The sequence below is a fragment of the Catenulispora yoronensis genome (assembly GCF_039531695.1).
Classification (GTDB): domain Bacteria; phylum Actinomycetota; class Actinomycetes; order Streptomycetales; family Catenulisporaceae; genus Catenulispora; species Catenulispora yoronensis.
In genome coordinates, this window is record NZ_BAAAQN010000024.1 from 112,980 (window position 1) to 125,487 (window position 12,508).

Below are 12,508 nucleotides of genomic sequence, written 5' to 3' on the forward strand. Positions count from 1 at the left end.
CTGATCTTGACCTATTCACCGGAGAGGGGTGCGCGTGCCCGCACAGAGACTGTCGGCCATGGCTGTGGGGGCGCTGGCTTTGTTGGGGGCGGTTCCCTATGCGGCGGTGTCGGCCCACGCGGCCGTGCCGAACGACGCCGACACCGAGCTGATCATCGACTCATCATCGGCGAACGGGGTGACCCACGGCGTCTCGGGCGTCTGGCCCGGGTCGCTGCAAACGGTTTTGATCGGCGGCAGGCCGGACCTTATCGAATTCGACGTTTCGCACATCCCGACCGCCGGGACTCCGCTCACTCTGATGTCCTTGGTGACCGCGCCCGCCGGCCAGGAGCTGACGGTCGGCCGGACTTACTCGACGACCGACAGCCCGGCCCCGACAGCCAATTTCACGGGCTACAGCACCTGCTATTCGTCCACGTTCAGGTTCGATGAGCTGACCTTCACCGAGGGGCGCGTCACGAACGCCCAGATCGAGTTCTCGGCGAACTGCGGAGGGCCCCTGCACGGACTGTTGCGCTACCACGCCACCGTTCCACTCCCGGCCGGCGCCCCGACCGGGGTGCAGCTCACCGGCGCGCCCGGTGTGCCGGTCGGCAGTGTCGCGCCGATCAGCTTCAAGCGGGGCGACGCGCTTGTCAGCAACCCGGGCAGCGGCGTCGACGGCGCTGTGGTCGCCAAGGAACCGGCCGAGGACTACAGATCACCGGTCCAGACCTGGAGTCCGCTGGGCAACAGACTGTTCTACTACAACGACAAGGGCTTGTACGCGGCGCGTCCGGACGGCAGTGAGCCGGTCCTGGTCCGCAACGGGGGTTTGAGCGAGATCCCGCCCGAGGCGGCGATCTCGCCCGACGGCTCGACAGTCGTCGTGGCGGACCCGTTCGTCTCCGTGTATCCCACGGACGGCAGCGCCGCCACCTCGAACGCCGACTTCCAGATCCAAATCCAGGTTCCGGAGCTGACCGCCACCCTGTCGGACCGCATACAGTTCGAGCACCCGCGCTTCCTGCCCGACGGCTCGCTGCTGCTGACCGTGGCCCACAGCACCGGGGACCACCCCAGCCCCGACCGCAGCCTCTATCGCTACGCCAACGGAGCTGCCAAGCGGCTCATCGCCGACGCGAACTGGGGCACCCCGTCCCCTGACGGCAGCCGAATCGCCTTCGTCCGCACCGACTCCGCGGGTGTCCACCAGCTGTTCGTCGTCGGCGCCGACGGCACCAGCGGCCTGACCCAGCTCACCCACGGCGCCGACGACGTCTCCGAGCCGTCCTGGTCGCCGGACGGGAAGCTCCTGGCCTACTCGGATGCCGCCTACCGCGAGGTCGTCGAGATCAACGCCGCCACCGGCGCGCCGGTCGGGTCGATCCCGAACGCCACCTCCCCGGTCTGGACCCCGCCGATCATCGACTCGCACGTGATCCGCGAGTGGGGCTCGGACCGGGTGTCCACCGCCGTCGCGGCCTCGCAGCTGAACTTCGCGGCCCACGGCGACGCCGGGGACCCGCGGCGGGTCACCGCCGGGGCGGTCGTGCTGTCCCGCAGCGACACCTTCGCCGACGCGCTCGGCGGTTCGGCGCTGGCCGTGCGCAAGAACGCGCCGTTGCTGATCACCGATCCGGCGCGGCTGGATCCGGCGGTGAAGGCCGAGATCGGCCGGGTGCTCGCGCCCGGCGGCACCGTGTACCTGCTCGGCGGTACCGCGGCGTTGTCGCCGGCGGTGGCTTCGGCGCTGTCCGCGTACCACGTGGTCCGGCTCTCCGGCGAGACCCGCTACGACACCGCGGTGCAGATCGCCAAGCAGATCAGCCCGAATCCGCGCACGGTCATGGTCGCCAGCGGCGACAACTACCCGGACGCCCTGGCCGCCGGCGCGGTCGGCGAGCCGGTGCTGCTGACCAGCGGCGCGACCATGCCGAAGGAGACCGCGGCCTACCTGAACGCGCTGAACCCGGACCGGTCGGCGGCCAACGGCACCGCGATCGTCACCATCGGCGGCCCCGGGGACACCGCGCTGGTCGCCGCGTACAAGGGCGGCAAGCTGCCGAAGTGGCCGTCCACCGTGACCCGGACCAAGCTGGCGGGCAACGACCGCTACGCCACCGCGCTGATGGTCGCCCAGACCTTCTTCACCAGCAACACCGACGTGGCCCTGGCCACCGGCGGCACCTGGCCGGACGCCCTGTCCGGCGGCGCAATGGTCGGCCACCGCGGCGGGCCGCTGCTGCTCACCGACCCGGCCGGGATCAGCCCGGCGCTGCTGTCCTACCTGCGGAGCCAGTCGGCGAGCCTGTTCGCACTGCACCTGCTCGGCGGTCCGGCGGCGCTGCCGAACACCATCGCCAACCAGGCCGCCGGCGTGATCGGGGTGCCCGGCCACGTGGTGATCGACGGATTCACCCCCGGTGGGAAGTACCCGTTCGCGGCGAAGACCCCGGACGCCGCCGACACCGAGCGTCCCGGGCCGTCCACGCACGCGGTGCCGATGACGCAGTAGGCGTCGGGCGCGGTTGGCCCGGCGGCGCTAGCCGTCCTCGTCCTCATCGGCGCCCGCAGCCTCACGGACCGCTTTGACCGGGTCGCCGCGGAGCTTCTCCAGAAGCTCCGCGGCGACCTTCGGTCTGAATCCCGCGAGTGCGTAGGCGAGTTCTTCGCGGACTTCGGCGTCCGGGTGGTCGACGAGGTGGGCCACCCGGAACACATCGCCTTGCTGCCGCCCGCGGAGCCTGTCCAGCAGCGCGACTATCTCAGTGCTGTCCTGTGCGGTGGCCAGCCGGGCGAGAATCTCTTGGCGGGAGCGGGTGTCACTACCGTTGTAGTCCGTAGAGCGTTTGCGGATCTTGGCGCCGCCGTACTCGCCGGGCCATACACAACATGGGCACGGTCGCCGACCATGCGCGTTCGGCATATAGCGCCAGCCGACCGGCCGCCGAAGAGACTTGATGCGCCGGATCTCTTTAGCGCTGACGCCGCGTGGCAAGAAAACCTCGTAACCGCGGGTGTCCTCAGGAGACAGCGACAGGAACTGCGCCACAGCCTGCGCAGCCGTCACCGGCTTCGGCGGCTTGCCGTAGTACCCGACCGTCACCGGAGTGTCGTCGGGGATCCGGAAATGGACCGCGACCATGTTCGGTGTCTTAAAGCGGATCAACTCACGAGACCACTGGTGCGTCAGCGTGTAGTCCGGCAGCAGCGGCGTGCAGTAGATACCCAGCCGCGGATCCTCACTGCGCGACCAGCTCTGCGGCGACAGGCCGGAGCGGCGAACGCGCGCCGCGTTCTTCTCCGGCGTCAGATGTACGAACAGGGCCATAGTGCGACCACGGTAGATCCACGGCGCGGCTCAGTCACCCACATTGTTGTAGCGGTAGGGCTCATACGCGCCGAACCCGCCGTAGTACGGATACGGGATCACATGATGCAGCGTCCCCTGAGGACACAGCTCGAAGCCCACATAAGAACTGTGCGCATAGTCGGCCCAGCGATCGAACAGGATGACGTGGCCGGTGGCGACATCAGTGTTCACCAGCGCATCGCCCGCGCGCAGATCGTCCTTGGCGATCCGATGCGAGATCTGCGGCAGCGTCGACGTCACCATCGAGTCGCGCAGACCCCAGCACATCGAGACGTAGCCCGCGCAGTCGGTGCGGTAGCCCTCGTGCCAGACCCCTTGGTTGTACGGCACACGCTGGGAAACCCAATGCTCGGCGCGCGCCATGATCTGGCGGCGGAAGCGGCTCAGCGTGCCGAGCGCGGTCTCGGAGAGGTCCTTGGGCTCGGCGGGATGCCAGAGGTTGGAGTCGCCGGCCGAGGACTCTTCGATCGTGGCGTAGGAGAACGCGTCCGGGGCGGCGCTCCGGGACACGTACGGCGCCGGGTCGTCCTCCAGCGCGCCGCCGAACGGCGGCGCGGAGCCGGCCGGGCGAGGGCCGAGCGGGAGGTCGTAGCCCTGGCCGGTGAGCGGCGCGGACGGCGGCACGGTCGGGATCGCGGCGTGCACCGCGGCGTCGGCCTGTTCGTACGTGTAGTGCGTGCGGCGGATCCGGGCCGCGTCGTCGACCAGTTCGCGCACCAGCCGGTCGGTCGCGGACTCCAGCGCGGCCAGCCCCGAGGACTCCGGGGCCAGGTACGAGTCGTCGGCCGCGGCCTCGGCGACGTGCCGCAGCAGGGTGCCGACCTCGGCCAGCTCGCGGGCGAAGCCCTCCCAGGCCGAGGCCAGCCACTCGAACTCCGGTCCGAGGACGTAGAAGCTGGCGCCGACGGCCGCCGGCTCGGCGGCGGTCATCGCGCGGGTCCGCGTCGGCCGACTTGGCCGAGCTGGCCGACTTGGCCGCCCTGACTGACCTGGCCGAGCTGACCGCCCTGACCGCCCTGACTGACATGACTGACCTGACTGACCTGACCGCCCTGGCCCTGACCGCCCTGCGCGGCCGGGTAGTGCCGGAGGTCCGAGCCGAGGTGCGCCGGGCCCCGGTCCGGGGCCGGACCCATCGCCGCCACCTGGACCCGGTCCGCGGAGGCCCGCAGCGCCACCGCGAGCTGCAGGCACTCGCGCGACCGCTCGGCGGCCCGGGCCCGGAACCGCTCGGCGGCCCGCCCGGACCACGCCACCTGCGCGGTGGCGCGCACGATCGCGGCCGAGAGCTGGTCCATCCGGTACGCCTGCACGTCGATCGCGGCCGCCAGGGCGGCCCGCACCGGAGCGGGCGGGGCGGCGGCGGTCGGCGGGGCGGCGGGCGCGGGGGAGGTCTCAGCGGTGATCACGGTGACAGCACCGTAGTCGCGAATCAGGCAGATCACCGCAACTCGCGACACTGATTCACCGGATTGGATGAGTTTGCCGCGAGGTTCCGGATCCGTACCGCTATTCGGATGTCAAACCAACTCGTATACGGGCCAAAGCATCGCCATTGGCTCTGCTCGCCGGTCGGCGGCCTGGACTACCTTTCACCCCATGCCGAAGACGCGCAGACCCCAGCCGGCCAAGGTCCGCCAGGCCGTCCTGAACCAGTGGCGGGCCCATGTCGACTACGCCGCCGCCCTCACTCCGGAGCAGCTCGCCGAGCCCTCGAAGCTCACCGGATGGGACGTGCGGACCCTGGTCGGGCACGTGGCCTTCACCGTGCACACCGTCCAGGTCCGCGCGGCCGAGCCGGTGGCCGGGGTCGAGGCCGAGGTCTTCGACTGGATGACGGCCAGCCCGACCGCCGCCTCGATGGTCGACGCCGGCACCCGCGAGCTGGTCGGGCAGGGCGTGGTGCTGGCCGACGAGGTGGCCGCGGCCGAGAAGGTGATGGCCCGCTACGGCGACGAGGAGCCGATCGCCATGCGCTTCGGCGGGATGCGGTTCGACGACTTCCTGGTCTCGCGGATCGTGGAGGCCGTCGTGCACGGCGACGACCTGGAGCGCTCCACCGGCCGGGAGTTCCCGCACGACCGGGAGGCGCTGGCGATCACCGTCCGGCAGCTCGCCGACGCGATGGCGGCCAAGGTGCCGGGCAACTCGGTGGAGCTGCGGGTCCCGCCGTTCGCCGCCGTGCAGTGCGTGCCCGGCCCGCGGCACACCCGCGGCACCCCGCCCAACGTGGTGGAGATCGCGCCGAAGACCTGGCTGCGGCTCGCCGCCGGGCGCGTGACCTGGGACGAAGCCCTGGCCGAGGCCAAGATCTCGGCCTCGGGCTCCCGCGCCGATCTCCAGGAGTTCCTTCCACTGATGGGATGAACACCACATAAATCGAACAAACGGTGCATCGGTCGGGAGGATCATCACAGTCCGTGGCTTAGACTCATTGCGTGATCCACCATTCCGGTTCCCGCCCCGGTGACGGCAGACTCACCCACGAACTAGACCCCCAGGACACCGGACCCCAGGACGCCTGTGGGGTCTTCGGCGTCTGGGCCCCCGGCGAAGAGGTCGCGAAGCTCGCGTACTTCGGCCTCTACGCGCTCCAGCACCGCGGTCAGGAATCGGCCGGCATCGCGGTCTCCAACGGCAAGCAGATCCTCGTCTACAAGGACATGGGCCTGGTCTCGCAGGTCTTCGACGAGGCCACCCTCCAGTCTCTGCGCGGCTACCTGGCCATCGGGCACGCCCGCTACTCCACCACCGGCTCCTCGGTGTGGGAGAACGCCCAGCCGACCTTCCGCGCCACCGCGCACGGCGCCGTGGCGCTGGGCCACAACGGCAACCTGACCAACACCGGCGAGCTGGCCCGGCTGGCCGCCGAGCGGCGCGCGGTGACCGGCGTCACCGACAAGCACGCCATGACCTCCGACACCGGGCTGATGACCGAGCTGCTCGCGTCCTACCCGGACCGCTCCCTGGAGGACGCGGCCGTGGAGGTGCTCCCGCAGCTGCGCGGCGCCTTCTCCCTGGTGTGGATGGACGAGACCACCCTGTACGCGGCCCGCGACCCGCAGGGCGTGCGCCCGCTGATGCTGGGCCGGATGGACCGCGGCTGGGTCGTGGCCTCCGAGCAGGCCGCGCTGGACACCGTCGGCGCCGGCTTCATCCGGGAGATAGAACCCGGGGAGCTGATCGCCGTGGACGAGAACGGCCTGCGGTCCCGCAAGTTCGCCGAGCCCCAGCCCAAGGGCTGCGTGTTCGAGTACGTCTACCTGGCCCGCCCGGACGCCACCATCGCCGGCCGCAACGTGCACGCCGCGCGCGTGGAGATGGGCCGCACCCTGGCCCGCGAGGCGCCGGTGGAGGCCGACCTGGTGATCGCCACCCCGGAGTCCGGGACGCCGGCCGCCATCGGCTTCGCCGAGCAGTCCGGGATCCCGTTCGGCTCGGGCTTCGTGAAGAACGCCTACGTGGGCCGGACCTTCATCCAGCCCAGCCAGACCCTGCGGCAGCTGGGCGTGCGCCTGAAGCTGAACCCGCTGCGCGAGGTGATCGAGGGCAAGCGGCTGGTCGTGGTCGACGACTCGATCGTGCGCGGCAACACCCAGCGCGCGGTGCTGAAGATGCTGCGCGAGGCCGGGGCCACCGAGGTCCACCTGCGCATCTCCTCCCCGCCGGTGAAGTGGCCGTGCTTCTACGGCATCGACTTCGCGACCCGGGCCGAGCTGATCGCCAACGGCCTGAACACCGACGAGATCGCCAAGTCGATAGGCGCCGACTCGCTGGCCTACATCACCCTCGACGGCATGACCGCCGCCACCGGCCAGTCGGCCGACCGGCTGTGCCGGGCCTGCTTCGACGGGGTCTACCCGATCGCCCTCCCCGAGGAGGAGCTGCTGGGCAAGCACCTGCTGGAGATCGCGGTCGATCCGCTGGCCCGCACCGACGCGCTGTCCCGGCCCTAGCCGGCCGACCAGCCCGACCAGCCCGGCCAGTCCGACCGACCAGCCGGACAGCGGGACAGACCGCCGCCTTCCGACGCCGACCCCGCCGACGACCCCGCCGACGCCGAGAGCCGACGCCGACAGATCTGAGGAAACGCACATGTCTGGAGCCACGTACGCCGCCTCCGGCGTCGACATCGAGGCCGGCGACCGCGCGGTCGAGCTGATGAAGGAGTGGGTCGCCAAGACCCGCCGCCCGGAGGTGCTCGGCGGCATCGGCGGGTTCGCCGGCCTGTTCGACGCCTCGGCGCTGAAGGCGTACGACCGGCCGCTGCTGGCCACCTCCACCGACGGCGTCGGCACCAAGGTCGCGATCGCGCAGCGGATGGACCGGCACGACACCATCGGCCGGGACCTGGTCGGCATGGTGGTGGACGACCTGGTGGTGTGCGGGGCCGAGCCGCTGTTCATGACCGACTACATCGCCACCGGCAAGGTGGTGCCCGAGGTGGTCGCCGGGATCGTCAAGGGCATCGCCGAGGGCTGCGTGCTCGCCGGGTGCGCGCTGGTCGGCGGGGAGACCGCGGAGCACCCGGGCCTGCTCGCGCCTGGGGAGTACGACGTGGCCGGGGCCGGCACCGGCGTGGTCGAGGCCGAGAAGGTGCTCGGCGCCGACCGGGTCCGGGCCGGCGACGTGCTGGTCGCCATGGCCTCCTCCGGCGCCCACTCCAACGGCTACTCGCTGCTGCGGCACGTGTTCTTCGAAGTGGCCGGCTGGGAGCTGGACCGGGAGGTGCCGGAGTTCGGGCGCACCCTGGGCGAGGAGCTGCTGGAGCCGACCCGGATCTACTCGCTGGACTGCCTGGCGCTGATCGCCGCGGCCGAGGTGCACGCGTTCTCGCACATTACCGGCGGCGGCGTGGCGGCGAACATCGCCCGGATCGTCCCGGCCGGGCTGGAGGCGCGGCTGGACCGCGGCACCTGGACCCCGCCGGCGGTGTTCGGGACGGTGGGCGCGCTCGGCGGCGTGGCCACGCTGGAGCTGGAGAAGACGCTGAACATGGGCGTCGGCATGGTCGCGGTGGTGCCGGCCGAGTCGGTCGACCCCCTCCTGCGGGTGCTCGGCGAGCGCGGGCTGCCCGGGTGGGTCTGCGGCGAGGTGGTGGCCGCGGCGCCCGGGAGCACGACGGTCGGCGGTGCCAAGGGCGGCGACGGCGCAGCCTCGCTGCACGGCGAGTACGCGAAGTAGTTCTTCCCGCACGGTCCGTGCAGGGCTCGCGGGCCCCGCACGATTCCGGGTAAGCACGGATGGCGCCCCGGCGGTCCCAGGACCGTCGGGGCGTGCCGCTTCGCCGACGCGCTCCGACGTCGGTCCTTCCCAGCCGCCCCACGCGTGTCATCCGTGTCTTCCGTGACAGGCGTGGGTGCGTGACGAAGGCCCGCCCCTTGCGGGACGGGCCTACTCAACCGGTGCTTGGTGGCCCGGTCCAGCCTCAACCGCGACGGTGGTGACTGCGGTGGGAACCGCCGTCGTCCTCGCTGTCGTAGTCGTCGTCATCGTCGCCATAGTCGGCGTACTTCGCGTACAGCTCGTCGTCGTCCGCGTCGTCGTCGTCCTGCTGCGACGGTGGCTCGGCGGTATGCCCGTTGGACGTGTGTGTCCCGTCTTTTTGCAGCTCACGCTGAAGCTGCGCAAGATCGGTCCCCACGTCGCGATACTTCAGGTCTCGGGCGACCCGCGTCTGCTTGGCCTTGGCCCGGCCGCGCCCCATTGGCTCGACCCCCTCAACGATCGGGGCTGGTCTGCCCCTGCTCCGGTCACACGGTCAGTCGTGAGAATTTCACGGTACCTGTTTTCCCAACCGATCGGTACGAGCCATACGGCTGATCGGCACGAACAGGTGTAGCCGACCGCGTTACTCGGGTGTCACAGGCACGACCCCACGATAGCGCTTATACCCGCATCGATGCCACGCGCCACCGGGGGGAGCTCCGCGGCGTCTCCGGAAAATCTACGGGAGGTACACGCCGCGCAAGCGGCCGACATCCCGCATCCGGCGCTCGGCGAGCCGGTCGGCGGCCACCGACGGGGGCACTCCCTCCTCCGCTGCCAGGGCATAGATGCGCCGGGTGGTGTCGAAGATGCCCGACGCCCGCCGCTTGGCGCGCTCGAAATCGAAGCCGTTGATCTCGTCCGCGACTTGGATCACACCGCCGGAGTTCACCAGATAATCGGGCGCGTAGAGGATCCCGCGCGCCTCCAGTTGCTTCTCCACACCGGGGTGAGCCAGTTGGTTGTTGGCCGCCCCGCAGACGATTTTGGCGGTGAGCGCGGCGACGGTGGTGTCGTCCAGGGCTCCGCCGAGGGCGCACGGCGCGTAGACGTCCATCTCCGAGGCCACCAGCTCCTCGGTGGAGGAGGCGATGTCGACCTGTGCGTAGTTGTCCCGCAGCCACTGCACAGCGCCCTCGTAGGGGTCGGTGGCGACGATCGACGCGCCGTCCTCGATGAGGTGGCCGACCAGGTACCGGCCGACCTTGCCGACGCCGGAGATGCCGACCCGCTTGCCGGCCAGCGACGGGGCGCCCCAGAGGTACTCGGCGGAGGCGCGCATGCCCTGGAAGACGCCGTAGGCGGTGAGGACGGAGGAGTCCCCGGCGCCGCCGGCCTCCACCGACCGGCCGGTGACGAACTTCGACTCGCGCGCGACGACGTCCATGTCCTGCACATAGGTGCCGACATCGCAGGCGGTGTAGTAGCGGCCGTTGAGGGACTCCACGAAACGGCCGTAGGCGCGCAGCAGCGCCTCGGACTTCAGCTCGCTCGGGTCGCCGATGATGACGGCCTTGCCGCCGCCGAGGTCCAGCCCGGCGAGGGCGTTCTTGTAAGACATGCCGCGCGAGAGGCGCAGGACGTCGGTGAGGGCTTCGCGCTCGGTGGCGTACGGGAAGAACCGGGTGCCGCCGAGTCCGGGGCCGAGGAGGGTGTTGTGCACCGCGATGATGGCCTTGAGGCCGGTCTCCTCGTCACGGCAGTAGACAACCTGCTCGTGGTCGTGGGCGAATACCTCGCTGACGTCGTTGTCAGTCTTGTCGGACACTGCGTTGCTCCTGATGGTGACTGGTGGTCGGGGAGACTTGCTGTGATTGCGCGCGCACGCTCGCCGGCTGTGGGCGGTTCGAGGATCGCCCGAGATCCACCCCTGTGCCTGGAGCGCGCATGGAGGAAGCCTATTCCGTGGGTGGGCTTGTCGGGGGTGGCGCCGAGGAGGTCGGGTATTGGTGCTGGTGGGGCGGGGTGGACGACGGCGCGGCGGTCGGGCCGGCGTCTCATATCGTGGACTTTTGGGGTCCACCGGGGTGGTGCGGTGCGCGCTGGCACTCCGCGCGGCGGCCCCGCGCGACCCCTGGCGGTTGACCGCCATAGGGCGCACTATCCGGCGCATACCGCCCTCATTGGTGAGAGCATCTCTACGTGCGCGCATCCCCTGGCGGCGCGATCCCGGCGCCATACATGGCATATCTGCGGGTCTACGAGCCGCTGGCCGCTTTCCCCGCCGGCGAGCGGACCGCGTGGGAGGGGTGGCTGGGGCGCAATCCCGACGGCGCGTCCCTGGCGCACGAACAAGCCCTGGCGCTGCGCGCGCTGATCGCGGTTCCGCCGATCGCCGTACCGGAGAACGAGGAGCGCGTCGCCTATGTGATGCGCGCGGGTGAAGCGACGCTCTTATGTCCGTGGCAGTCACGCCTACGCTCCTGGCTCGCCCTGACCGAGCTGCGCGCCGTCCACGGAGACGGCGGAGTGCGGCTCTATTGGCCGCAGGCCGTACTGGACCGCGCCGACAGTGATTACGACCGGTGGTGGGCCGAGGACCCAGAGGCGTTGCCGCACATTCTGACGTCGTCGTGGCAGATCCCCATCCGCTGGCTGGTGCTGTTCGGACAGGAGGACGGCGTGGCTGGGGAGGGTCACTCGCTCGTCTTTAGGACAGCCATGAGTTCGGCCCGGAAGCGGTGTGCAAGAGGACTGCGGGTGCTCAAGCGGTCGCTGGGGGCGGGGCCCTTGGTGGAGGCCGTGGAGACGCTGGGGATGTGGCTGGAGGAGTTCCATCCGCTCTCCATCGTCGAACTTGACTATGGGGGGCTCATGGGACTGCTCGTGGCGCAGGGTGCTGTAGGGGCGGAGGAGCGCGAAGGGGGAGTCGTCATGGACTGCTCGGTGCGCTATGTCGCGGAGGGCCTCGCCGCGCTGGCGGAGGGTGACGACGCGGCTGTCACCTCCGCTTATCTCCGGTATCGGGTGAAGTGGGACGCTGTGCGCCTGCTGGCGCGCGCGAACTGAAGCCCGAACTGACGGTCGAACCCACTCGTGTGATCAGGGGTCTTCCGTGACGGGGTGCGAGCATGCCAAGATCATCCGCAGGGGTCGAACCCGGACACCGGGGGGTGAAGCAACCGCCTGACGCAGTCCTCGATCGACACAGCGTTACGAGGGTGAAGCTGTCCGTATATCGGCCCCTACGTCCGGGGTCGGCCGGTGCGGGTTTTGTGTATCGATTTCATAGATATCGCCCACGGCGCCGGTCGGATGGTGTACTTGTACTGTGAACGACAAGCCGTTCGTCCTATAACCGACACGGCCGCACGGTCTTCCCGGGACCGGGCAAGCGAGGCTATCGGGGAGGGTCCACGAGAAATCGGGCGCGCTGGGCGCCCGTTTCCGTCAGGAGGAGTCCATATGACCGCACGTACGCCGGACGCTGAGCCTCTGCTCACGCCCGCCGAGGTCGCCACGATGTTCCGCGTCGACCCCAAGACGGTCACGCGCTGGGCCAAGGCCGGCAAGCTGACCTCTATCCGCACGCTGGGGGGGCACCGCCGTTACCGCGAGCAGGAGGTGCGCGCTCTGCTGAACGGTATCCCGCCGCAGCGTGAGGGCTGAGCCGCCCAGGGGTTCTCGTTGTAATACCCAACGGGGGGCCGACGGGCGACGCGACAGGGGACGGGTCCCTTGGAACGTCGAGGTTTAGTCCCACCGCGCGTGGCGCCATCGCCCCGAACTCCCGCTGGCGTCCACGCTTAGGAAAAACGTAACGCCCGCCACCAGGGTCTCCCAGTGGCGGGCGTTGTCGTGCTTCGTATTAGTGAGTGTGAGTATAGCCGTACGGAGTCGCTGTGTTCCAGAGCGTGGCGGCGGAGGTATTGGTCGGCGGTC

Annotated in this window: 11 protein-coding genes; 6 read left to right on the forward strand and 5 right to left on the reverse strand. The window is 70.3% G+C overall.

The genetic code is table 11. The features are described from left to right. The first annotated feature begins 34 nt into the window (after window positions 1–34). Window positions 35–2,500, forward strand: coding sequence for a cell wall-binding repeat-containing protein (locus tag ABD481_RS21035; protein WP_344667414.1), 2,466 nt, complete (start codon window positions 35–37; stop codon window positions 2,498–2,500). 27 nt (window positions 2,501–2,527) lie between these two features. Here the strand turns inward: ABD481_RS21035 and ABD481_RS21040 are convergent, their stop codons facing one another. Genes ABD481_RS21040 through ABD481_RS21050 form a run of 3 tightly spaced genes read right to left on the reverse strand, consistent with a single transcriptional unit; the run spans window position 2,528 to window position 4,767 of the window. Then, entirely contained in the window at window positions 2,528–3,316 is a 789-nt protein-coding gene (locus ABD481_RS21040) for a HEAT repeat domain-containing protein (protein WP_344667415.1), read from the reverse strand. A gap of 30 nt (window positions 3,317–3,346) precedes the next feature. Beyond that, the gene (locus tag ABD481_RS21045; RefSeq protein WP_344667416.1) at window positions 3,347–4,288 is read right to left on the reverse strand and encodes a hypothetical protein; all 942 of its coding nucleotides are present in this window, start codon (window positions 4,286–4,288) and stop codon (window positions 3,347–3,349) included. After that, the gene (locus ABD481_RS21050) at window positions 4,285–4,767 is read right to left on the reverse strand and encodes a hypothetical protein (RefSeq protein ID WP_344667417.1); all 483 of its coding nucleotides are present in this window, start codon (window positions 4,765–4,767) and stop codon (window positions 4,285–4,287) included. Before ABD481_RS21050 ends, ABD481_RS21045 begins: the two co-directional genes overlap by 4 nt. Window positions 4,768–4,957: 190 nt before the next feature. Here ABD481_RS21050 and ABD481_RS21055 point away from each other — a divergent pair, with 190 nt between their 5' ends. The 3 genes from ABD481_RS21055 to purM all read left to right on the forward strand — a co-directional run bounded on the left by ABD481_RS21055 (window position 4,958) and on the right by purM (window position 8,542). Further along, window positions 4,958–5,725, forward strand: coding sequence for a maleylpyruvate isomerase family mycothiol-dependent enzyme (locus ABD481_RS21055; protein WP_344667418.1), 768 nt, complete (start codon window positions 4,958–4,960; stop codon window positions 5,723–5,725). Window positions 5,726–5,796: 71 nt separating this feature from the next. Next, a complete protein-coding gene (gene purF / locus ABD481_RS21060) occupies window positions 5,797–7,314 on the forward strand; it encodes an amidophosphoribosyltransferase (RefSeq protein ID WP_344667419.1) in 1,518 nt (505 codons plus the stop codon). Between the two features lie 139 nt (window positions 7,315–7,453). Beyond that, window positions 7,454–8,542 (forward strand): phosphoribosylformylglycinamidine cyclo-ligase, encoded by a 1,089-nt coding sequence (gene purM / locus ABD481_RS21065; RefSeq protein ID WP_344667420.1) that lies wholly within the window; start codon window positions 7,454–7,456, stop codon window positions 8,540–8,542. A gap of 244 nt (window positions 8,543–8,786) precedes the next feature. On the opposite strand, the gene ABD481_RS21070 is transcribed toward purM, so the two are convergent. Both ABD481_RS21070 and ABD481_RS21075 read right to left on the reverse strand, forming a co-directional pair. Next, window positions 8,787–9,065, reverse strand: a complete 279-nt coding sequence (locus tag ABD481_RS21070) for a DUF3073 domain-containing protein (RefSeq protein WP_344667421.1) — start codon at window positions 9,063–9,065, stop codon at window positions 8,787–8,789. Window positions 9,066–9,305: 240 nt separating this feature from the next. Continuing rightward, window positions 9,306–10,394, reverse strand: a complete 1,089-nt coding sequence (locus ABD481_RS21075; RefSeq protein ID WP_344667422.1) for a Glu/Leu/Phe/Val family dehydrogenase — start codon at window positions 10,392–10,394, stop codon at window positions 9,306–9,308. A gap of 374 nt (window positions 10,395–10,768) precedes the next feature. Between ABD481_RS21075 and ABD481_RS21080 the strand changes: the two genes are divergently transcribed. Together ABD481_RS21080 and bldC are read left to right on the forward strand one after the other, a co-directional pair. Beyond that, window positions 10,769–11,635 (forward strand): DUF8083 family protein, encoded by an 867-nt coding sequence (locus tag ABD481_RS21080; RefSeq protein ID WP_344667423.1) that lies wholly within the window; start codon window positions 10,769–10,771, stop codon window positions 11,633–11,635. Window positions 11,636–12,031: 396 nt separating this feature from the next. Beyond that, window positions 12,032–12,235 (forward strand): developmental transcriptional regulator BldC, encoded by a 204-nt coding sequence (gene bldC / locus ABD481_RS21085; RefSeq protein WP_012784549.1) that lies wholly within the window; start codon window positions 12,032–12,034, stop codon window positions 12,233–12,235. The last annotated feature ends 273 nt before the right edge of the window (window positions 12,236–12,508 follow it).

Coding starts and splice junctions, on each gene's coding strand:
- ABD481_RS21040 (WP_344667415.1), bottom strand. CDS start 3,316: ATGGCCCTGTTCGTACATCTGACGCCGGAGAAGAACGCGGCGCGCGTT.
- ABD481_RS21045 (WP_344667416.1), bottom strand. CDS start 4,288: ATGACCGCCGCCGAGCCGGCGGCCGTCGGCGCCAGCTTCTACGTCCTC.
- ABD481_RS21055 (WP_344667418.1), top strand. CDS start 4,958: ATGCCGAAGACGCGCAGACCCCAGCCGGCCAAGGTCCGCCAGGCCGTC.
- purM (WP_344667420.1), top strand. CDS start 7,454: ATGTCTGGAGCCACGTACGCCGCCTCCGGCGTCGACATCGAGGCCGGC.
- ABD481_RS21070 (WP_344667421.1), bottom strand. CDS start 9,065: ATGGGGCGCGGCCGGGCCAAGGCCAAGCAGACGCGGGTCGCCCGAGAC.
- bldC (WP_012784549.1), top strand. CDS start 12,032: ATGACCGCACGTACGCCGGACGCTGAGCCTCTGCTCACGCCCGCCGAG.